We start from the raw sequence: 19562 nt of genomic DNA, 5'->3' as shown, positions 1-19562 counted from the left end.
GGCAGGCATCTTCTCAGTCGGGGTAGCGGAACACGAATTTGACCCGGTCGCCGCGGCAGCGGCGTCGTACGAACACGGTGGGGCGGCCCTCGGTGTCCACGCTCAGCCCTTCGCGGACCATGAGCGGGCTGCCCGGGGGCACGTCGAGGACGGCGGCGTCGCCGGGGTCGGCCGCGACGGCGGTGAAGGCGCGCCAGGAGTAGACCAGACCGGTGCCGTACTCCTCGCGCAGCACGTCGTACAGGCTGCCGTGCCCGGCCCAGCGCGCGGCCAGCCGTGGGAAGCGCCTGGCCTCCAGGTAGGAGCTGCTGACCAGCCAGCGTTCTGAGTCCACCATGAGCAGGGTCTCCACCCGCAGCAGCCCGGCGCGCCTGAGGCCGAGTGCCTCGCGGGCGTCGGCGTCCTCGTGCGGCGCGGCCGACAGCAGGGTCTCGTGCACGTCGCGGCCGAGCACGTCAACGGCCTCCTTGATGCCCGCGGCGGTGGACAACTGCCGGGGGTTGTCCATGGAGACCTCGAAGCGCATCATGGGCGGCGCGATGAACGTGCCCGCGCCCTGTCTGACCCGCAACACCCCGATCCGCACCAGCTCGCCGATGGCCCGCCGGACGGTCAGGCGGTTGACGGCGAACTCGGCGCTCAGGTCGTTCTCGCTCGGCAGGCGGTCGCCCCGGCGGTACGTGCCGCCGTCGATGCGGTTCTGCAGTTCCTCGGCGACCTGACGGTAGAGAGGGCTGGTCGCGTGCCGGCTCACCATGTGACCAGCCTATGGCCCCGCGTGATCGCCTCGTACCGTTGTCGCCGACTATTAGTTGCTCGTTCACGTTTTTCATCTGGCCAGTTCAGAACGCGAATGAAGACTGCGGGTCGTCTATTGGTGTAGATGACTTGGGAGTGATCATGGGGTTGCTGCGCAAGGTGGCGGCCGTCGTCCTGATGGGCGCGCTGCTCACCGCCTGCGGGTCGGGCGAAGGAGGTGCGGGACCGGCCAAGCTCACCATCGGCCTGCCGCCCGGTGAGGACAGCCCGGAGCAGTTGTTGTTGTCCGACACGTTGCGGAAGTTGTTCGCCGACGCGACGGGCCGGGAGGTCGAGGTGAAGCGCACCGCCGACTACCTGGGCGTGGTCGAGGCCATGCGCGGCGGGCACGTGGACGCGGCGTTGTTCAGCCCGTTCGCCACCGTGATCGGCATGGAGACGGCGCCCATCGAACTGCTGCTGGCGAGCAAGGGCGGCACGGATCCGGCCTCCGTGATCGTGACGCCGAAGGACAGCGGGATCACCGAGCTGGCGCAGCTCAAGGGCAAGACGATCACGCTGGTCGACCCGGCATCCGCCACCGGGAACCTGATGCCCAGGCAGAAGCTGAAGGAGGCGGGGCTGGAGGTCGAACGCGACTACAAGCCCAACTACGCGGGCAGCCACGACGCGGTCGGCGCCGCCGTGAACTCCGGCAAGATCGACGCGGGCGCGATGAACTACATCATGTACCACACCATGCTCGAAAAGGGCGTGATCGACGGCTCCAAGGTACGGGTGCTCGCCGAGACGGGTCCCGTGGTGATGGGCGCCACGATCGTGGCACGCAAGGAGCTGGACCCGGCCGTCAAGAAGGCCATCCAGGACAAGCTGCCGACCGTCTGGCCGAGCGACCCCGCGGTGCTCAAGACGCTGGGGGCGGCACCGGCCAAGCCCGACGCCGCCACGGTGGCCGCCGCGAAGAAGGTCGTCACCGATCTCGGCATCAAGCTGGAGAGCATCCGATGACCGCGGTGTCCGTATGCGATCTGCGGGTCAGCTTCGGCGACGTACGCGCGGTGGACGGCATCGACCTGGACGTGGCGCCGGGCGAGTTCGTCTGCCTGGTCGGTCCCAGCGGTTCCGGCAAGTCGACGCTGCTGCGCTGCCTGAACGGCCTGCAGAGGCCCACCTCCGGCGAGGTCAGGGTGGCCGGCGAGGACCCGTACACCGCCGCCGGGCTGCGCGGCAGGATCGGGTTCGTCTTCCAGAACCACAACCTGGTCGGCCGCTCCTCGGTGCTCACCAACATCCTGACCGGCGCGCTGGCCAGGACCTCCGCCTTCGCGAGCCTCCTGCACGTCTTCCCCAGGGAGCTCAGGACGGAGGCCCTGCACCTGCTGACCAGGTTCGGGCTGGAAGGCAAGGCGCGGGCGCGGGCGCGCACGCTCAGCGGCGGCCAGCAGCAGCGGGTCGCCATCGCCCGCGCGCTGATGCAGCACCCGGTGCTGGTGCTCGCCGACGAGCCGGTGGCCAGCCTGGACCCCAAGCTGGCCGCGGGCGTGCTGGGCGAGTTGAAGGCGCTGGCCGAGCAGGAGGGCATCCCCGTGCTCTGCAGCATCCACGTGGTGGCGCTGGCCCGCCGCTTCGCGCACCGGATCGTCGCGGTCGCCGACGGGCGCGTGGTCTACGACGGCTCCGTCGAGGGCTTCACCGAACAGGAGGTGTTCAAGACCTATGGCTACGCCGACGAATACGGTCCCGCCGCCGCCTGAGCTCAAGGAACTGCCCGACGGCCTGCGCGGCCTGGCCTCGCCGCTGCGTCGCCCGTCGATCGGCACGTTCGTCGCGCTGGTCGTGGCGGTCGCGGCGGTGGTGTGGTCGGCCCAGGGCGCGCAGTTCAGCTTCGGCGCGCTGCTCGGCGGCGTACCCGACATCGCCGAGTTCCTGGGCCGCCTGTGGCCGCCGGACTTCGCCAAGCTCGGCAAGATCGTGGCGCTGCTGGTCGAGACGTTGCAGATGGCCATCATCGGCACCCTGCTCGGCGCGGTGGCCTCGCTGCTGCTGAGCTTCACCGCCGCGCGCAACATCGCGCCCAGGCCCGTCTACCTGGCCAGCCGCTTCGTGCTGAACGTGCTGCGCTCGATCCCCGAGCTGGTCTTCGCGCTGATGTTCGTGACGGCCGTGGGGCTGGGGCCGTTCGCCGGCATCCTCGCCCTGGCCATCGGCGTGATCGGCACCATGGCCAAGATCTTCGCCGAGGCCATCGAGTCCATCGATCCCGGTCCCGTCGAGGCCATGCGCGCCGTGGGCGCCGGGCGGGCCCAGACCGTGGTCTTCGCCATGTTGCCGCAGGCCATGCCCATGATCACCTCGTACACGCTGATGTTGTGGGAGGGCAACGTGCGGCACGCCACGATCCTCGGGCTGGTCGGGGCGGGCGGCATCGGGCTCGAACTCACCCTCGCCATGCGCCTGTACGACTTCGGCCACCTGCTGGCGATCATCGTCTGCATCGTCGTGCTGGTCACCGCCATCGACCGGCTCAGCGCCTTCTTGCGCGCCCGCTTGTCCTGAAATATTGGGAGAAATCATGGATGTGTTGATCAACCTGCGCAACGTCGGCCACCTGGCCGGCGCGCCGCTCTACCGCTCCGCCCAGCCCTCCGGCCTCGCCGAGGCCCAGGCGGCGGAACTCGCCGCGGAACTCGGCCTGCGCACCATCATCGACCTGCGCTCGGCCCCCGAGCAGAGCGCCGTGCCGTGGCCCGCGCTGCCCGACGGTGTACGCGTGCACAGCATCCCCTTCGGCCCCGGCACCACCTCCTCCGAGTCGCTGACCGAGATCACCGGCCCGGCGGACGTCGGCCTCATGTACGCCCGCATGGCCAGGGAGTCGGCCCCCGACCTGGTCAACATCGTCCGCCTGCTGTCGGAGGGGCCCGCGCTGGTGCACTGCGCGGCGGGCAAGGACAGGACCGGCGTGGTCATCGCCGTCGTGCTGACCCTGCTGGGCGTGGCCGCGGAGCCGATCACCGAGGACTACGCCCTGACCGAGGCGGCCATGCCCGCGCTCATGAAGAGCTGGGAGAGCTCGGGACAGGTCCCCATGCTCACCGGCATCCCGGAGATCCTCATGCGGGCGCCCGCCGAGGCCATGCAGGCGTTCCTGGCGGAGCTGGGCGACGTGCGCGAGCTGCTGACCTCCCACGGGCTGACCGACGCGGACCTGGCCGCGCTACGCACGGCGTTCGCGAAGGCGACCTAGCATGAGGTCATGTTCTTCGAGTCGGTAGAGACTGAAGAAGTACCCTCCCCCAGAATCACCCCCGCGCTGCCTCCGTGGATGGGCCCGCCGTTCACGGAGCGGGGCACGATCCTGCTCACCGACCGCCTGCTGGGCCGCAGCGGCAACGTCGTGCTCCACCTGCCGCTGATCCGGGCCTACAAGACGGGGTGCGCGTTCGAGGTGGAGCTGACCGTCCGGCAGGGCGACCTCCCCGCGGGCGACTTCCTCGACCTGATGATGACGCACATGTACAACGCGCCGCACTTCAGGATGCGCGCCGGCGAGCCACTGCCGGACCGGCTGCTGCGGTGGGGCGTGCGCTACCGCGACGGCACGAAGCTGACCACCATCGACCGGCGGGAGCCGGGCTCGACGGAGCCGATGTTGTACGCGATGGCCTCCGGCGACGGCCTCCGCACCGGTTCACTCAGCTCGGGCATCCGGCTGTGGTTGTGGCCGCTGCCGCCGCAGGAGCCGTTCGAGCTGGCCGTCGAATGGCCCATGGGCGGCATCGAGCTGAGCATCACCGAGATCGACGGCGCGGCCATCGCCGCCGCGAGCGAGCGCTCGACCGACTACTGGCCGTGATCAGGGGCGGGCCTCGTAGACGAGGTTGAAGGGGTTCTCGGCGATCCTGCGGAAGCGGGTGAACCCCGCCTCCGTGGCCAGCGCCCTGATCTGGCCCTCGCCCGCCTGCGCGCCGAGCGCGTACCCGCCGGACTGGGACAGCGCGTTCGGCACGCACAGGAAGGTCGAGAAGGAGTAGAACGCCCGCCCGATCGGGTTGAGGTTGCCGGCCAGGGAGTCGCTCGCGTTCGGCTCGACGATCATCCACGTGCCGTCGGGGGCCAGCGAGTCCAGGACGTGGCGGGCGGCGCCCAGCGGGTCGCCCATGTCGTGCAGGCAGTCGAACGTGGTGACCAGGTCGTACGGCCCGCCGGCGAAGCTCTGCGCGGAGGACACCTCGAACGCGACCCGGTCGCTCACCTCGGCCCTGGCCGCCCGCGTCCACGCCTGCTCGATCGAGCCCGCGTGGTAGTCGAAGCCGGTGAACCTGGCCTTGGGATGGGCGCGGGCCATCAGCAACGTGGAGGCGCCGTGCCCGCAGCCCACGTCGGCGACCCTGGCCCCCGCGTCCAGCTTGTCCACCACGCCGTCCAGGGCCGGCAGCCACGTGTCGATCAGGTTGGCGGTGTATCCGGGCCGGAAGAAACGCTCGCAGCCGCTGAACACCTCCGTGTGGTGCTCGTGCCAGCCGACGCCCTCGCCCGTGCGGAACGCCTCCTCGATCCTCGGCTCGGCCCGCAGCGCCCCCAGCGCCATCTCGAAGCAGCCGGGCAGGAACACGGGGCCGTCCGGGTCGGTGAGCGCGAACGCCTGCTCCTCGGTGAGCCGGTAGGTGCCCTCCGCCTGGTCGTAGACCACGTAGCCGCCCGCGGCCTGGCCGTTCAGCCACTCCTCAACGTAACGCTGGTGCGTGCCGGTGCTCTCCGCGAGTTCCCTGGGCAGCAGCGGCTTGTCGGCCAGCGCCCGGTAGAAGCCGAGCCGGTCGCCGATCACGACGCTGCCCGCCGCCATCGCGGCGCCGAGGTCGCCGACGACCAGGTGCAGGAAGTCCATGAGCTTGTTCTCGTCCACAGCCATGATCGGCCATCCCCTCCAGAGCGAAGTTCTGTTAGGGCGAGGGTGACCGAGCGCGTTGCGCAATCGCTGCAACGTTTGTCTGCGGCGACTTCCGTACTTACTCGGACGTTCATGATCCGGTTATGGTGGAGCAGTGTGATCTCGAGGTGTTCAATCCCCGTTCGTGGCTCGCCACGGCGATCACCGGCACGCTCCTCGCCACCGGGCTCGCCGTACCGGCTGCCGCAGCTCCCGCCCTCCCCCTCAAGGACCCTGTCGCCCACGCCGATCCGCTGATCGGCAGCTCCGGCGGCGGCAACACCTACCCCGGCGCCGTCCTGCCGTTCGGGATGATCTCCTGGAGCCCCACCAACACGGCCGGCGACCAGACCAACGCCGCCGGCGCCAACGGCTACTCCTACAACACCCCGCGCGTACGCGGCTTCGCGCTCACGCACGTCAACGGCGCCGGCTGCCATCCGGGCGCCGCCGGAGACGTCCCGATCATGCCGTTCACCGGGGAGATCACCTCGTCCCCGACCGCCGACACCAAGGACGCGGTCTACGCGAGCAACTTCAGCCACGACAACGAGAGCGCCCAGCCCGGCCGCTACACCGTCACGCTCGACTCCGGCGTCAAGACCGACCTGTCGGTCAGCACCCGCGCGGGCGTGGGCGAGTTCACCTTCCCCAAGGGCTCGCCGGCCAGCCTGTTGTTCCGGGTGTCCAACTCGCTCAACGGCAGCGAGGACGCCGAGATCACGATCGACCCCGCCACCCGTACGGTCACCGGCTCCGTCCTGACCGGCGCGTTCTGCGGCCGGCGCGCCAACGGCGGCGTGAACAACCGCAAGAGCTACTACCGCCTGCACTTCGCCGCCACCTTCGACCGCGCCTTCTCCGCCACCGGCACCTGGGTGAACGGCGAGCTGCGCAAGGACACCACCACGGCGAGCGGCGGCGAGGGCTACGCCACGGGCGCCGACCGCGCGGGCAAGGGCTCCGGCGGTTACGTCAGCTTCGACACGGCCTCCGACGCCGACGTCCGCATGAAGGTGGGCATCTCCTACACCAGCCTGGAGGCCGCCAGGCAGAACCTGGCCAGGGAGATCTCGCAGCGCGACGACGTCGCGAAGGTGGCCGCCAAGGCCCGCCGTACCTGGAACGACGCCCTGCGTTCCATCGAGGTGGCGGGCGGCACGGCGGACCTGCGCACCACGTTCTACAGCGCGATGTACCACGCCTACCTGCAGCCCAACGTCACCAGCGACGTCTCGGGCACCTATCTGGGCAGCGACGGGAAGGTGCACCGGCTGGCCAGGGGGCAGCGGGCCCAGTACGGCAACTTCTCCGGCTGGGACCAGTACCGCGCCCACACCCAGCTGCTGGCCCTGCTCGAACCCGAGGTGGCCGGCGACTACGCCCAGTCGCTGTTCAACCTGGCCGGGCAGAACGGCGGCGTCTGGGACCGCTGGGTGCACGTCAACGGCCCCACCCACGTCATGACCGGCGACCCGTCGGCCCCGGCCCTGGCCGGCTTCCACTCGCTCGGCGTGCGGAACTTCGACGTGCGCGGCGCCTTCGACTCGCTCTACAAGCAGGCCACCGTGCCGCACGAGTCCGGCCTGTCCGACAAGGGCTGCCCGGGACAGTGCGAGGGCCAGCGGCCGAACCTGGCCGAGTACCTGCGCCTGCACTACGCGCCGCAGGACACCTGCCGCTGCTGGGGCGGCGCCGCCGAGACCCTGGAAGACGCCACGGCCGACTTCGCGCTTGCGGACTGGGCGGGGCGGATCGGCCGCGACAAGCAGCGCGACGAGCTGATGCCGCGGGCGAGCTGGTGGCGCAACACGTTCAACCCGTCGGCCGGCAAGGAGGGCGGCTACCAGCAGGCCCGCAAGGCCGACGGAAGCTGGTTGTTGCCGTTCTCGGCGACCTCCGACGCCGGTTTCGCGCAGGGCACCAGCGCCACCTACACCTGGATGGTGCAGCACGACGTGTCCGGGCTCGCCGCCGCCATGGGCGGCAAGGGGCAGGCGGCCCAGCGGCTGGACGCCTTCTTCCACCGCCCCGACGGCTCGTGGGCGACCGGCGGCGACGGCTTCCGCTACGACCCGACGAACGAGCCCGGCATCCACGTCCCGTGGCTCTACAACGCGCTCGGGCAGCCGTGGAAGACGCAGGAGACGGTACGCGCGATGGCGTCCCTGGTCTACAAGACCGGCCCCAGCGGCCTGCCGGGCAACGACGACCTCGGCACCATGTCCGCCTGGTACGTCTTCGCCGCCCTCGGCATGTACCCCCAGACGCCGAGCCGCGCCGAGATGTTGTTGTCCAGCCCGATGTTCCCCAAGGCGTGGATCAAGCGCGGCAACGGCCGCACGATCACGGTTACGGCCCCGCAGGCCGCCCCCGACGCGATCTACGTCCAGGACGTCAAGGTCAACGGCCGGTCGCACACCCGCTCCTGGTTGCCGGAGTCGCTGCTCAACCGGGGCGGCGAGGTCGTGGTGAACGTCGGCACGACCGCGAACAAGCAGTGGGCCACCGGCGCCGGGGACCTCCCCGTGGACCACGTGCCCACCGCCGAGACCCCGGTCCCCAACCTGCCGGAACCCTGCGAGCCGACCGGCACGGCCTGCGCCCACCAGCTCCAGTACGACGCGCTCAACGCCAGGAATCAGTAGTCACAGGCCGAGCAGCTGGGCCGGGTCGGCGATGATCCGCTGGATCACCGACCCGGCCGCGCCGAGCACGGCCGCGTCGCCGCCCGTGCCCGAGACCACGAGCGCGGGCGGCGTGCCGCGCATCTGCCCCAGCCGGGCCCGCAACCCCTGCGACACCGGCTCCTCCAACCACCGGAACAGCGGCGCGAAGATCCCGCCGAGCACGATCCTGCCCGGGTCCAGCAGGTGCACGGCCGAGGTGAGCGCCACGCCGAGCGCGTGCCCGGCCCGCTCGCACGCCTCCATAGCCCGCCGGTCTCCCGACTCCAGCCGCGCCACCAGTTCGCCCATCGAGGCCAGCTCGCCGAGCAGGGCGTCCTGGCCCGCGTACACCTCCAGGCAGCCCCGCCCGCCGCACCGGCACAGCGGCCCGTCCGGCACGACGACCACGTGCCCCAGCTCGCCGGCCAGCCCGAACGTGCCCCTGAACACCGCGCCCTCGACCACCAGGCCCGCGCCGATGCCGATCTCGCCGGAGACGTAGAGGAAGTCGGGCTCCCGCGCCCCGAACCACAACTCGCCGAGCGCCGCCAGGTTGGCCTCGTTGTCGATCTCGAAGGGCAGCTCGACCAGGTCGGACACGCGTACGTCCCGCCAGCCGAGATGCGGCGCGCTGCGCAGCACCCCGCCCTCGACCGTGCCCGGCACGGCCAGCGCCGCGCCGATCACCCTCAGCCCGTCCGCCTCGGCCTCGGCCGTGACCTCTTTCACCAGGTCGCGCAGCCGTTCCAGGATCTCGGCGGGATCGGAGTTGCGGTTGTCGGCGGGCCGGACGCGCCGCAGCCGTACCGTACGCGTGAGGTCCACCACGCACGCCGCCAGATAGTCGATGTTGACCTCCAGCCCCAGCGCGGCCACCCGGCGCCCGCTCAGGCTGACCGCCACGCCGGGCCGCCCCCGCTCGCCGCCCCGCACGGCCCCGCTCTCGCTCACCACTCCCGCTTCCAGCAGGTCACCGACCAGGCTGGATACGGTGGTCTTGGTGAGCCCGGTCCGCTCTGACAGTGTGGCGCGCGTGTGCGGCCCCGAACGCTGAATGGTCGCCAGGACTACGGCCAGATTACGGGCGCGCATGGAATCATGCCGGACCCCCCTTGACGACACCATGCCCACCTCTTCAGGATTAATACAGATTATGGACTAAAGCCTACTAAGGACCGAAATGACCAACTTCACGCCCACCCCCGACGACCGCTTCACTTTCGGCCTGTGGACCGTGGGCTGGCAAGCCCGCGACCCCTTCGGCGACGCCTCCCGCCCCGCACTCGACCCGGTCGAGAGTGTGCACCGCCTGGCCGAACTGGGCGCGTACGGTGTCACCTTCCACGACGACGACCTGCTCGCCGTCGAGCCCGACAGGGACAAGGCCGTCGCCGCCTTCAAGAAGGCACTCGACGAGACCGGCATGAAGGTCCCCATGGCCACCACCAACCTGTTCACCCACCCGGTGTTCAAGGACGGCGGCTTCACCAGCAACGACCGCGACGTGCGCCGCTACGCGCTGCGCAAGGTCATCCGCAACATCGACCTGGCCGCCTCCCTCGGCGCGAAGACCTACGTCTGCTGGGGCGGGCGCGAGGGCTCGGAGTCCGACGCGGCCAAGGACGTCCGGGCCGCGATGGCCCGCTACAAGGAGGGCCTGGACCTCCTGTGCCAGTACGTCATCGACCAGGGCTACGACATCCGCTTCGCCATCGAGCCCAAGCCGAACGAGCCCCGCGGCGACATCCTGCTGCCCACGATCGGCCACGCCCTGGCCCTGATCGGCGAACTGGAGCACCCTGAGATGGTGGGCCTCAACCCTGAGGTCGGCCACGAGCAGATGGCCGGGCTCAACTTCGTGCACGGCATCGCCCAGGCGCTGTGGCACGGCAAGCTCTTCCACATCGACCTCAACGGCCAGCACGGCCCCAAGTACGACCAGGACCTGATCTTCGGCCACGGCGACCTGAAGAGCGCCTTCTTCCTGGTCGACCTGCTGGAGAACGGCGGCTACGACGGCCCGCGCCACTTCGACTACAAGCCGCTGCGCACCGAGGACCCCGCCGACGTGTGGGTGTCCGCGGCGGCGAACATGCGCACGTACCTGATCCTCAAGGAGAAGTCGCGCGCCTTCCGCGCCGACCCCGAGGTCCAGGAGGCGCTGCGCGCCTCCCGCGTGGACGAGCTGGCCCGGCCCACGCTGGCCTCCGGCGAGACCTGGCGGGACCTGGCCAAGGACGACTTCGACGTCGAGGCCGCGGCGGCCAGGGGCTTCCACTTCACCCACCTCAACCAGCTCGCGCTCGAACACCTCCTGGGGGTACGCGGATGAGTCTTCCGATCAGCGTCCAGCTCTACACGGTCCGCGACTCGCTGACCGCCGACCGCGACACCGTGCTGCGCAGGATCTCGGAGATCGGTTACCGGGCCGTCGAACCCTACGACCCGCTGAACGACCCCAAGGGCTTCCGCCGGCTCGCCGACGAGCTGGGGCTGACCGTGTCGGCGACGCACGCGCACGCGCTGCTCAACACGGAGCCCGCGGAGGTGTTCGACGCGATCGCCACGCTCGGGACCGACAAGGTGATCATCCCGGCCGGCATCGCCGAGGCGGAGTTCACCACCCGCGAAGGCATCGAGCGGGCCGCCGACCTGCTCAACGGCTTCGCCGAGAAGGCCGCCGCGCACGGGATGCGGCTCGGCTACCACAACCACTGGTGGGAGCTCGAACCGCAGGTGGAGGGCAGGCACGCCATCGAGGTGCTGGCGGACCTGCTGGCTCCCGAGGTGTTCCTGGAGATCGACACCTACTGGGCGGCCGTGGGCGGCGCCGACGTGCCCGCCCTGCTCGGCCGCCTGTCGGAGCGGGTCCTGGCGCTGCACGTCAAGGACGGCCCCGTGGTCAAGGGCGAGCCGCACACCGCCGTGGGCCGGGGTGTCATGCCCGTGCCCCAGATCCTCGCCGCCGCTCCCGGCGCCTGGCGCGTCGTCGAGCTGGACGAGTGCGCGAGCGACATCTTCGCCGCTCTCGCGGACAGCCACAGCTACCTCACCTCCTTGGAGGGCTCTTGAGCAACGGCCCGGTCGGCGTCGCCATCGTCGGCGCCGGAGTCATCAGCGGCCAATACCTCCGTAACCTCACCTCCTTCCCCGACGTGCGCGTGGTCGCCGTCGCGGACATCGACACCGGCCGGGCCGCCGAGGTGGCGGCGGAGCACGACGTGCCGGTGTCCGGCACCCTGGGCGCCGTGCTCGCGCGCGACGAGGTGGAGCTCGTCGTCAACCTCACCGTCCCCTCCGCGCACACGGCGGTCGCGCTGGAGTGCCTGCGCGCCGGCAAGCACGTGTACGGCGAGAAGCCCCTGGCCATGAGCACCGACGAGGCCGACAAGGTCGTCGCCGAGGCCCTGGACAGGGGGCTGCGGGTGGGCGGCGCCCCCGACACCTTCCTGGGCGCCGGACTGCAGTCCACCCTGCACGCCCTGCGCTCGGGCCTCATCGGCGAGCCGGTCGCCGTCACGGCCGCCACGCAGAGCCTGGGCCCCGAGTCCTGGCACCCCAACCCCGAGTTCTTCTACCAGCCGGGCGGCGGCCCGCTGTTCGACCTCGGCCCCTACTACCTGACCGCGCTGGTGTCCCTGCTCGGTCCCGTCACCCGGGTGGCGGCCGGCACCCGCAGGGCCCGCGAGCAGCGGGTGGTCGGCTCGGGGCCCAAGGCGGGCACGCTGTTCCCCGTGAGCGTGCCCACCCACGTCAACGCCCTGCTGGACTTCCCAGGCACGGCCACGGCGGCGGCCACGTTCAGCTTCGACTCGGCCGTCAACCGCCGCATGATCGAGATCATCGGCAGCGAGGGGGCACTGTCGCTGCCCGACCCCAACACCTTCGACGGACCGCTGATGGCCCGCGGGCTGACGGACGCGGACTGGCGGGAGCTGCCGCTGTCCGGCACCACCGCGGGGCGGGGCATCGGGGTCCTGGACATGGCCAGGTCGATCCGCGCGGGCACGCCGCACCGCGCGTCGGGCGAGCTGGCCTACCACGTGCTGGAGCTCATGTCCGCCATCTCGGAGTCGGGCGAGCGGGCGGAGTTCCGTCCCATCGCCTCCACCCTGGCGGCGCCGGAGCCCCTGCCGGCGGACTGGGACCCGTACGCGGCCACCCTGTCCTGACCTGAGGCTGGGCGGCGGGAACACCGCCGCCCAGTTAATACCCGCGTATAGGGATGGCCTTGAGCAGGGCGGGCATTGTTACTTATAGTAATCACGCGGTAACAGCTCTCCCAGGGGGAACCCATGCGCGTCCTCATCCAGCTCCGCCCTGCCCCGGACGTCGTCGCCGCCGTCATCGACCCCGGCGTCCGCAGCACGGTCACCGACGTCGTCGCCGACCTGCCCGGGGTCCTCCTCGACCAGACGTTCACCCCCGTGGCCGTGCCACGGCCCGTCTCACCGCACGGCGCCCCGCTCTCACCGCACCAGCGGCCGGAGTTCTCGATGGCGCCGCAGGACGCCTCCGTGCTCGTGCGCGGCGAGATCTCCGACGGCGAGTTGTCCCTGCGCGCCGCGCTGCTGTCCTCCTCCGTACGCGAGGTCGTCGGCGTGTACGCCGACCCCAACATCCACGGCCATCCGACCTGCGGAAGCGACGGCCCCGTCGGCGACTGGGAGGAGGTCAGGCGTATCCTGCACGCCTACGACCTGTGGTCGGCGGGCCACGACGGCGAGGGCGTGGCCATCGCGATCGTCGACACCGGCATCAACGCCGACCATGTGGCCGCCCGCATCGGCCACGACGTGACGGTCGACGCGGAACGCAGCTGGAACCCGCCGGGGGCGAACACGCCGCCGGGCCAGTATCCCGTGGACCACGGCTCCATGTGCGCCTTCGACGCGCTGCTCGCCGCCCCCAAGGCGACCCTGCTCGACATCCCGATCCTGCGGGAGAACACGCTCGACGGCCTGCTGTCGGACGCGGTGGCCGCCTACGCCCACCTGGACACCGTGCTGCGCGCCATGCCGGCGCACGCGGGTTCCCTGGTGGTCAGCAACAGCTGGGGCCTGTTCTCGCCCGAGGGGGACTTCCCGCCCGGCCACCCCGGCAACTACTCCGACAACCCGGCGCACCCGTTCAACGTGATCGTGGGCAGCCTGGAGCGGGCGGGCGCCGACATCCTGTTCTCGGCGGGCAACTGCGGCCGCGACTGCCCCGACGGGCGGTGCGGCTACCCCGACCGGTCCATCGTGGGCGCCAACTCGCACCCGAGCGTGTTGTCGGTGGGCGGCGTGGACACCCGTGGCGAGCGGGTCGGCTACTCCTCGCAGGGGCCGGGGCGGCTGTCGGAGCGCAAGCCGGACCTGTGCGCGTACACGCACTTCGCCGGTTCGGAGGCCGTCGGCCCCGCCGACACCGGCACCTCGGCCGCCTGCCCCGTGGCCGCCGGCGTGGTGGCCGCCGTCCGCACGCACCGCCCGGCCGCCGAGTTGTCGCCCTCGCAGCTCCGTACGCTGCTGCACCGCACCGCCGACGACCGCAGCACGGTCGGCTTCGACTACGACTACGGTTACGGCATCATCGACCCGCCCGCCGTCCTGGCCGCGCTCGGCAGGCAGAACCGCAACCGCGCCGCCTGACGTGCCCATCGTCCAGGTGCGGATGCCGTCAGGCGCCACGCTCGGCGACGCGTTGCGCCTGCTCGGCCTGTCCGACGAGGACGCCGACACCGGCTACGGGCTCGTGGTCATCGCGCCCGGGCTGCAGGTGCTGCGCGTCACCGAGGAGGCGGCCGGGCGGGTCAGCCGCGACCTCGCCGACGTCTTCTCCGACCCCCGCATCGAGGGCAACGGGCCAGGTGATCGGTAACGCGTTGGCCTCAACCGGGCGGAGCCGCAAGAATGGCGCGATGGCTGACAGTGCGGAGACCGACTGGGTCTCCAGGTTCGCGGACGAGGTGATCTCGGAGGCGGAGCGACGCGCCCCGGGCAAGACGATCGTCTGCGCCTCCGGGCTGAGCCCGTCAGGCCCGATCCACCTGGGCAACCTGCGTGAGGTCATGACGCCTCACCTGGTCGCCGACGAGATCAGGCGGCGCGGCCGCAAATGCGTGCACCTGCTGTCGTGGGACGACTACGACCGCTTCCGCAGGGTGCCCGCGGGCATCGACCAGTCGTGGGCCGAGCACATCGGCAAACCGCTGACCTCGGTGCCCGCCCCTCCCGGCAGCTCGTACGCCAACTGGGCCGAGCACTTCAAGGCCCCCATGATCGCCGCCCTGCAGGAGATGGGCGTCGAGTTCCACGCCATCAGCCAGACCGCCCAGTACACGACGGGCGCCTACCGGGAGCAGATCCTGACCGCCGTGCGCGCGCGGGCCAGGATCGACGCCGTGTTGTCGCGGTACCGGTCGAAGGAGGTCGAGGACTACTTCCCGTACAAGCCGTACTGCGACCTGTGCGAGCGCGATCTGACGACGGTCACCAACTACGACGACGAGACAACCGAGCTGGCCTACACCTGCGAGTGCGGCTTCGGCGAGACCGTGCGGCTGGCCGAGCACGACCGCGGCAAGCTGGTGTGGAAGGTGGACTGGCCGATGCGCTGGGCCCACGAGGGAGTGATCTTCGAGCCGTCCGGCGTCGATCACCACTCGCCCGGCTCGGCGTGGGTCGTGGGCGCGCAGATCGTCGGCGAGGTGTTCGGCGGGCAGCAGCCGATCGGCCCCATGTACGCCTTCGTCGGCATCACCGGCATGGCCAAGATGAGCAGTTCCAAGGGCAACGTGCCGACCCCGGCCGACGCGCTGGAGATCATGGAGGCTCCGGTGCTGCGCTGGTTGTACGCCCGCCGCAAGCCCGCCCAGTCCTTCAAGATCGCCTTCGACCAGGAGATCCAGCGGCTCTACGACGAGTGGGACGCCCTGGGCCGCAAGGTCGCCGCCGGCCAGGCCCAGCCCGCCGAGCTGACCGCGTACCAACGGGCGGTGAGCACGGCCGCCGGGCCGCTGCCCGCCACCCCGCACCCGGTGCCCTACCGCACGCTGGCCTCCGTCGCCGACATCACCACCGGCGACGCCGAGCAGAGCCTGCGCATCCTGCGCGACCTGGACGGCGTCAGGGCGCTCGACGACACCCGCCCCCGCCTGGACCGGGCGCAGCGCTGGGTCGAGGCGCACCTGCCTGCCGAGTCGCGCACACGCGTGCGCGACTCGCCCGACCAGGAACTGCTCGACTCGCTCGGGCGCGGCGAGCGCGAGGGCCTGCGGCTGCTGGCCGACGGCCTGGACGACTGGACGCTGGAGGGGCTGACCACGCTGGTGTACGGCGTGCCCAAGCTCCAGGCCGGCCTGGACGCCGACGCCAAGGCCACACCTGAGCTGAAGGCGGCGCAGCGGGCCTTCTTCGCCCTGCTCTACCGGCTGCTGGTGGGCCGCGACACCGGCCCCAGGCTGCCCACGCTGCTGATGGCCGTGGGCGCCGACCGGGTGCGCAAGCTGGTGGGCGCGTGAACGGGGCGGTCGTGATCACCGGAATCTCGGCCGCCGGCAAGTCAACCGTGGCGCAGGCACTGGCCGAGCGGCTGCCCCGCTCGGCCCACGTGCGCGGCGACGCGTTCCGCCGCATGGTGGTGGGCGGGCGCGCGGACATGACGCCGGAAATGGCCGACGAGTCGCTGCGCCAACTCCATCTCCGTTACCGAATCGCAGCCGTCACGGCCGACATGTATTTCGACGCCGGATTCACACCAATAGTTCAAGATGTTTTTATTGGCGGTGATTTGGAGCGATTTACGAAGCTAGTCCGTACGCGTCCCTTGCACGTGATCGTCCTGGCTCCCGAGCCCGCCGAGGTGGAGCGCCGCGAGCGGGCCCGCGCCAAGTCCGGCTACGGCGGCGGATGGACGATTGCCCAGCTTGACGCGTCGCTCAGGCAGGAGACCGCGCGCATCGGACTGTGGCTGGACACCTCACGGCAGAGCGTCGAAGAGACCGTTGACGAGATCATTTCTCGGGCCGAGGAGGCCGTAATCGACTGAGATATCTACTTAAGGCGATCTATGCAAGGAGCTGTCAAGCGGATTGCATGTGCGGGGCGGAACCTAGGGGACATGAACAAGCAGCCTTTCGCCGCCAGCGTCAGTGTCATCGTCCCCGCGATGAACGAGGCCGAGAACCTTCCCCACGTCTTCGCAACGCTGCCTGAGTGGATCGACGAAGTCATCCTCGTCGACGGCAACTCGACCGACGACACCATCGCCGTCGCGCGTAGGCTGCGCCCCGACCTCCGGGTCGTCGTGCAGACCCGGCGCGGCAAGGGCAACGCGCTCATCGAGGGCTTCCAGGCCGCTCAGGGCGACATCATCGTCATGATCGACGCCGACGGGTCCACCGACGGCCGCGAGATCCGCTCCTTCGTCGCCACGCTCATGAACGGCGCCGACTTCGCCAAGGGCTCCAGGTACGCCCCTGGTGGCGGCTCGGACGACCTCAGTCCGATCCGCTCGCTCGGCAACAAGGTCCTGACCGGGCTCACCAACCTCCTCTACGGCACCCGCTACACCGACCTCTGCTACGGCTACAACGCCTTCTGGGCCCGCCACCTCGACTCCCTCGACCTCGACTGCGACGGCTTCGAGATCGAGACCCTGATGAACGTCCGCGCCGCCCAGGCCGGCCTCATCATCCGCGAGGTCCCCAGCCACGAGCGCTCCCGCATCCACGGCGTGAGCAACCTGCACGCGGTGCGCGACGGCTGGCGCGTGCTGCGGACGATCTGGCGCGAGCGCTCCCGTGGCACCGCGGTCGCCGCGCAGGCCCAAGTCGCGCTTGCCAAGTGAGGAGTGACATCCTCAGACAATGCGCTACATAGTGATCGGAGCAGGAGCAGTCGGGGGAACCATCGGCGCCCGCCTGTACCAAGGCGGGCACGATGTTCTCCTCATCGCGCGGGGGGCCCACCACGAGGCCCTCAAGCGCAGCGGCCTGCGGCTGATCACCCCCGACTCCGCCGAGACCCTGGACATCCCCGCCGCCGACGGCCCCGTGCCCACGCGCGATGACGACGTGCTCATCCTGGCGACCAAGTCACAGGACACGATCGCCGCGCTGGCCCCATGGCCGTCCGACCTGCCCGTGGTGTGCGCCCAGAACGGCGTGGCCAACGAGCGCATGGTCCTGCGGCGCTTCGAGCGCGTCTACGGCATGTGCGTGTGGTTGCCCGCACAGATGCCGGAGCCCGGTGTCATCGCCGCCCACGCCTACCCCTACTCCGGCATGTTGCACGTCGGCCGTTATCCACAGGGTGTGGACGAACTCGCCGAGACCATCGTCTCCGACCTCGGCAAGCGCGGGCTCGTGGCCAGGACCTCGCCGCAGGTGATGCGCTGGAAGTACGCCAAGCTGCTCAGCAACCTCGGCAACGCCGTAGAGGCGCTCGTCGGTCACGTGCCCGGCATGTCCGACGTGGCCCAACGCGCCAGGGCCGAGGCCAGGACCGTGCTGGCGCGCGCCGGCATCGACTACGCCACCCCCGAAGAGGAGTCCGAGGCCCGCGGCCACAAGGTGGACCCCCGTCCCATCGAGGGCATCGACCGGTCCGGCGGATCGTCCTGGCAGAGCCTGGCCAGGGCCAGCGGCTCCATCGAGGCCGACTACCTCAACGGCGAGATCGTCCTGCTGGGCCGCGAGCACGGCGTGCCCACGCCGGTCAACGAGACGCTGCGGCGCGAGGCCAACAGGGTCGCCCGCGAGCGGCAGGCGCCTGGCTCGATGCCGCTGGAGGGCCTGCTGGCCCTCATCGACGGGCGTTCCGCAGCCGGATCCCGCTGAACTGGAGGGTGCTGGCCGTCACCTCGTTCCAGAACGGCCACAGGTTGTCCAGCACCCTGAGCTGGATCCCGGCCTCCTCGTGCAACTCGAACAGGTCGCGTACCGGCTCGGGCGGGCCCAGCGGCACCACGGGGCCCGTGGCGACCACCGCGTGCGGCGGGTCGCCGATGGGCGCGAAGTCGTCGGCGGGCAGGCGGTAGGCGTACAGGCGGACGTCCATCAGCGCCCTGAGCCAGCCGTACTCGATGGCGTGCACCCGGTCGCCGCAGCCCGAGCCGATGATCCTGGCCGCGTCCTCCTGCGTGCTGTCCGGCCCGAGCCAGGCCATCGCCCGCGGGCAGGCACGCGGGAACCAGTAGTCGGGGCAGCGCTCGTGGCCCACCGCCCACACGTACGGCTTGGAGAGATTGCTGGTCACGGCCACATGCGGGATGAACCGTTCGATGGTCGGGTCTTCCGAGAAGTGCAGGACTTGGCCCGGCTCGGGTCTCATGGACGCCATCATCGCGCATACACCGCCGATCTACGGGCAGTGGAGACGCTCTCTTCGACAAGGGGTGAGTTGGATGATCGTACTCGGAATGATACTGATCCTGCTCGCCGGTGCGGCCTTCGCTCTGGTGCTCACTGAGGAGAGCTCCAGGTACATCCTGTTCGGCTACACCTTCGAGCTCAACCACGTTGAGATGTTCCTGGCCGGGGCGGCCGCGGCGGCCGTCCTGCTCCTCGGCCTCTGGGTCATGGCCTCGGCCTCGCGCAGGACGGCCCGGCAGCGCCGCCGGCTGCGTACTGCCAGGGCCGAGACCTCCGACAAGGTGGCCCGCCTGGAGGACGAGAAGCGCAACCTGGAGCGGAAGCTGGAGCGCGAGCACAAGCACGCCCCGGCGCCGGATGACCAGCTCGTCGCCCGTGGAGGCGACGAGCGGCGCTAGAACTTCATCAGGTCACGTCCGCGCTCTGGCGCGAGGGCATCAGCTTGCCCTCGCGCCAGAGCGCGAATCCGGTGATCACCGCCCCGAGACCCTCCCAGAGCCCGACGCCGAAGAACTCGCCCGGCGCCGCGCCGGTCAGCACGAGCGTGCTGAAGACCGCGAACGTCACGAGCCGGAAGGGCACGGTCCAGCGGAAGAACGGGGTGAAGTCGTGTGAGGCGGCGAACAGGTAGTAGACGCCCATATTGACGGCGGCCATCGACGAGGCGGCCATATAGACCAGCGTGTAGTCGCCGGCGGGCCGTACATCGAGGACCTCGAAACCCAGCATGGCCAGCAGCGTGTCGGGCGAGATCAGCCCGAGCAGGCCGAGGGCGAAGGCGAGGAAACCGAAGACCGCGATGGTCCATCCGGCGAAAGAACGCGGTAGACGCACAGAAATCCTTCCA

The 19562-nt window shown here is 70.6% G+C and carries 21 protein-coding genes; 16 read left to right on the top strand and 5 right to left on the bottom strand.

Going from position 1 to position 19562, the window contains the following annotated elements:
• Nucleotides 1–13: 13 nt before the first annotated feature.
• Nucleotides 14–757 carry a GntR family transcriptional regulator gene (locus tag AB0I81_RS10805; RefSeq protein WP_360653474.1) on the bottom strand — a complete coding sequence of 248 codons (744 nt, stop codon included), beginning with the start codon at nucleotides 755–757 and terminating at the stop codon, nucleotides 14–16.
• 143 nt (nucleotides 758–900) lie between these two features.
• Between AB0I81_RS10805 and AB0I81_RS10800 the strand changes: the two genes are divergently transcribed.
• From AB0I81_RS10800 to AB0I81_RS10780, 5 genes are read left to right on the top strand one after another with little or no spacing between them, the layout of a single operon-like run.
• Complete coding sequence (locus AB0I81_RS10800) at nucleotides 901–1767, top strand: phosphate/phosphite/phosphonate ABC transporter substrate-binding protein (RefSeq protein ID WP_360653471.1); 867 nt, start codon at nucleotides 901–903, stop codon at nucleotides 1765–1767.
• Nucleotides 1768–1772: 5 nt separating this feature from the next.
• Nucleotides 1773–2513: a phosphonate ABC transporter ATP-binding protein gene (locus AB0I81_RS10795; protein WP_360653468.1), complete on the top strand. Its 741-nt coding sequence runs from the start codon at nucleotides 1773–1775 to the stop codon at nucleotides 2511–2513.
• On the top strand, nucleotides 2476–3315 hold the full coding sequence (gene phnE, locus AB0I81_RS10790; RefSeq protein WP_360653465.1) for a phosphonate ABC transporter, permease protein PhnE: 840 nt from the start codon (nucleotides 2476–2478) through the stop codon (nucleotides 3313–3315). Before AB0I81_RS10795 ends, phnE begins: the two co-directional genes overlap by 38 nt.
• Before the next feature lie 16 nt (nucleotides 3316–3331).
• Nucleotides 3332–4006: a tyrosine-protein phosphatase gene (locus AB0I81_RS10785; RefSeq protein WP_360653462.1), complete on the top strand. Its 675-nt coding sequence runs from the start codon at nucleotides 3332–3334 to the stop codon at nucleotides 4004–4006.
• Between the two features lie 9 nt (nucleotides 4007–4015).
• The gene (locus AB0I81_RS10780) at nucleotides 4016–4615 is read left to right on the top strand and encodes a hypothetical protein (RefSeq protein WP_360653459.1); all 600 of its coding nucleotides are present in this window, start codon (nucleotides 4016–4018) and stop codon (nucleotides 4613–4615) included.
• On the opposite strand, the gene AB0I81_RS10775 is transcribed toward AB0I81_RS10780, so the two are convergent.
• On the bottom strand, nucleotides 4616–5671 hold the full coding sequence (locus AB0I81_RS10775) for a methyltransferase domain-containing protein (protein ID WP_360653456.1): 1056 nt from the start codon (nucleotides 5669–5671) through the stop codon (nucleotides 4616–4618).
• A 122-nt stretch (nucleotides 5672–5793) separates the two neighbouring features.
• Between AB0I81_RS10775 and AB0I81_RS10770 the strand changes: the two genes are divergently transcribed.
• On the top strand, nucleotides 5794–8337 hold the full coding sequence (locus tag AB0I81_RS10770; protein ID WP_360653453.1) for a GH92 family glycosyl hydrolase: 2544 nt from the start codon (nucleotides 5794–5796) through the stop codon (nucleotides 8335–8337).
• Here the strand turns inward: AB0I81_RS10770 and AB0I81_RS10765 are convergent, their stop codons facing one another.
• Nucleotides 8338–9450, bottom strand: coding sequence for an ROK family transcriptional regulator (locus AB0I81_RS10765; protein ID WP_360653450.1), 1113 nt, complete (start codon nucleotides 9448–9450; stop codon nucleotides 8338–8340).
• Between the two features lie 88 nt (nucleotides 9451–9538).
• Between AB0I81_RS10765 and xylA the strand changes: the two genes are divergently transcribed.
• The 9 genes from xylA (at nucleotide 9539) to AB0I81_RS10720 (ending at nucleotide 18181) form a co-directional block, all read left to right on the top strand.
• Nucleotides 9539–10690, top strand: a complete 1152-nt coding sequence (gene xylA, locus AB0I81_RS10760; RefSeq protein ID WP_360653447.1) for a xylose isomerase — start codon at nucleotides 9539–9541, stop codon at nucleotides 10688–10690.
• Entirely contained in the window at nucleotides 10687–11430 is a 744-nt protein-coding gene (locus AB0I81_RS10755; RefSeq protein WP_360653444.1) for a sugar phosphate isomerase/epimerase, read from the top strand. Before xylA ends, AB0I81_RS10755 begins: the two co-directional genes overlap by 4 nt.
• On the top strand, nucleotides 11427–12530 hold the full coding sequence (locus AB0I81_RS10750) for a Gfo/Idh/MocA family oxidoreductase (RefSeq protein WP_360653441.1): 1104 nt from the start codon (nucleotides 11427–11429) through the stop codon (nucleotides 12528–12530). The genes AB0I81_RS10755 and AB0I81_RS10750 overlap by 4 nt, the downstream gene beginning before the upstream one ends.
• Before the next feature lie 123 nt (nucleotides 12531–12653).
• Nucleotides 12654–13991: a S8 family serine peptidase gene (locus AB0I81_RS10745; RefSeq protein WP_360653438.1), complete on the top strand. Its 1338-nt coding sequence runs from the start codon at nucleotides 12654–12656 to the stop codon at nucleotides 13989–13991.
• A 1-nt stretch (nucleotide 13992) separates the two neighbouring features.
• Nucleotides 13993–14220: a hypothetical protein gene (locus tag AB0I81_RS10740; RefSeq protein ID WP_360653435.1), complete on the top strand. Its 228-nt coding sequence runs from the start codon at nucleotides 13993–13995 to the stop codon at nucleotides 14218–14220.
• A gap of 40 nt (nucleotides 14221–14260) precedes the next feature.
• On the top strand, nucleotides 14261–15862 hold the full coding sequence (lysS, locus tag AB0I81_RS10735; RefSeq protein WP_360653432.1) for a lysine--tRNA ligase: 1602 nt from the start codon (nucleotides 14261–14263) through the stop codon (nucleotides 15860–15862).
• Nucleotides 15859–16389: an AAA family ATPase gene (locus AB0I81_RS10730; RefSeq protein WP_360653429.1), complete on the top strand. Its 531-nt coding sequence runs from the start codon at nucleotides 15859–15861 to the stop codon at nucleotides 16387–16389. Before lysS ends, AB0I81_RS10730 begins: the two co-directional genes overlap by 4 nt.
• A gap of 72 nt (nucleotides 16390–16461) precedes the next feature.
• Nucleotides 16462–17190: a glycosyltransferase family 2 protein gene (locus tag AB0I81_RS10725; RefSeq protein ID WP_360653426.1), complete on the top strand. Its 729-nt coding sequence runs from the start codon at nucleotides 16462–16464 to the stop codon at nucleotides 17188–17190.
• A 19-nt stretch (nucleotides 17191–17209) separates the two neighbouring features.
• Nucleotides 17210–18181, top strand: coding sequence for a 2-dehydropantoate 2-reductase N-terminal domain-containing protein (locus AB0I81_RS10720; RefSeq protein WP_360653423.1), 972 nt, complete (start codon nucleotides 17210–17212; stop codon nucleotides 18179–18181).
• On the opposite strand, the gene AB0I81_RS10715 is transcribed toward AB0I81_RS10720, so the two are convergent.
• Nucleotides 18147–18674: a DUF6886 family protein gene (locus tag AB0I81_RS10715; RefSeq protein WP_360653420.1), complete on the bottom strand. Its 528-nt coding sequence runs from the start codon at nucleotides 18672–18674 to the stop codon at nucleotides 18147–18149. The genes AB0I81_RS10720 and AB0I81_RS10715 overlap by 35 nt on opposite strands.
• 73 nt (nucleotides 18675–18747) lie before the next feature.
• Here AB0I81_RS10715 and AB0I81_RS10710 point away from each other — a divergent pair, with 73 nt between their 5' ends.
• Nucleotides 18748–19113, top strand: a complete 366-nt coding sequence (locus AB0I81_RS10710) for a hypothetical protein (protein WP_360653418.1) — start codon at nucleotides 18748–18750, stop codon at nucleotides 19111–19113.
• A 7-nt stretch (nucleotides 19114–19120) separates the two neighbouring features.
• On the opposite strand, the gene AB0I81_RS10705 is transcribed toward AB0I81_RS10710, so the two are convergent.
• Nucleotides 19121–19549, bottom strand: a complete 429-nt coding sequence (locus AB0I81_RS10705; protein ID WP_360653415.1) for a hypothetical protein — start codon at nucleotides 19547–19549, stop codon at nucleotides 19121–19123.
• Between the last annotated feature and the right edge of the window lie 13 nt (nucleotides 19550–19562).

The organism is Nonomuraea sp. NPDC050404, assembly GCF_040655495.1.
GTDB lineage: Bacteria > Actinomycetota > Actinomycetes > Streptosporangiales > Streptosporangiaceae > Nonomuraea.
The sequence above is the reverse complement of the archived record's forward strand: the minus strand, read 5'-3'. Positions and strand labels throughout refer to the sequence as shown.

What these genes read in the sequence shown, in the direction of transcription:
- AB0I81_RS10755 (WP_360653444.1), top strand. Translation starts at nt 10,687, where the DNA reads ATGAGTCTTCCGATCAGCGTCCAGCTCTACACGGTCCGCGACTCGCTG.
- AB0I81_RS10805 (WP_360653474.1), bottom strand. Translation starts at nt 757, where the DNA reads ATGGTGAGCCGGCACGCGACCAGCCCTCTCTACCGTCAGGTCGCCGAG.
- AB0I81_RS10780 (WP_360653459.1), top strand. Translation starts at nt 4,016, where the DNA reads ATGTTCTTCGAGTCGGTAGAGACTGAAGAAGTACCCTCCCCCAGAATC.
- lysS (WP_360653432.1), top strand. Translation starts at nt 14,261, where the DNA reads ATGGCTGACAGTGCGGAGACCGACTGGGTCTCCAGGTTCGCGGACGAG.
- AB0I81_RS10725 (WP_360653426.1), top strand. Translation starts at nt 16,462, where the DNA reads ATGAACAAGCAGCCTTTCGCCGCCAGCGTCAGTGTCATCGTCCCCGCG.
- phnE (WP_360653465.1), top strand. Translation starts at nt 2,476, where the DNA reads ATGGCTACGCCGACGAATACGGTCCCGCCGCCGCCTGAGCTCAAGGAA.
- AB0I81_RS10710 (WP_360653418.1), top strand. Translation starts at nt 18,748, where the DNA reads ATGATCGTACTCGGAATGATACTGATCCTGCTCGCCGGTGCGGCCTTC.
- AB0I81_RS10785 (WP_360653462.1), top strand. Translation starts at nt 3,332, where the DNA reads ATGGATGTGTTGATCAACCTGCGCAACGTCGGCCACCTGGCCGGCGCG.
- AB0I81_RS10775 (WP_360653456.1), bottom strand. Translation starts at nt 5,671, where the DNA reads ATGGCTGTGGACGAGAACAAGCTCATGGACTTCCTGCACCTGGTCGTC.
- AB0I81_RS10745 (WP_360653438.1), top strand. Translation starts at nt 12,654, where the DNA reads ATGCGCGTCCTCATCCAGCTCCGCCCTGCCCCGGACGTCGTCGCCGCC.
- AB0I81_RS10800 (WP_360653471.1), top strand. Translation starts at nt 901, where the DNA reads ATGGGGTTGCTGCGCAAGGTGGCGGCCGTCGTCCTGATGGGCGCGCTG.
- AB0I81_RS10715 (WP_360653420.1), bottom strand. Translation starts at nt 18,674, where the DNA reads ATGAGACCCGAGCCGGGCCAAGTCCTGCACTTCTCGGAAGACCCGACC.
- AB0I81_RS10720 (WP_360653423.1), top strand. Translation starts at nt 17,210, where the DNA reads ATGCGCTACATAGTGATCGGAGCAGGAGCAGTCGGGGGAACCATCGGC.
- AB0I81_RS10770 (WP_360653453.1), top strand. Translation starts at nt 5,794, where the DNA reads ATGGTGGAGCAGTGTGATCTCGAGGTGTTCAATCCCCGTTCGTGGCTC.
- xylA (WP_360653447.1), top strand. Translation starts at nt 9,539, where the DNA reads ATGACCAACTTCACGCCCACCCCCGACGACCGCTTCACTTTCGGCCTG.
- AB0I81_RS10765 (WP_360653450.1), bottom strand. Translation starts at nt 9,450, where the DNA reads ATGCGCGCCCGTAATCTGGCCGTAGTCCTGGCGACCATTCAGCGTTCG.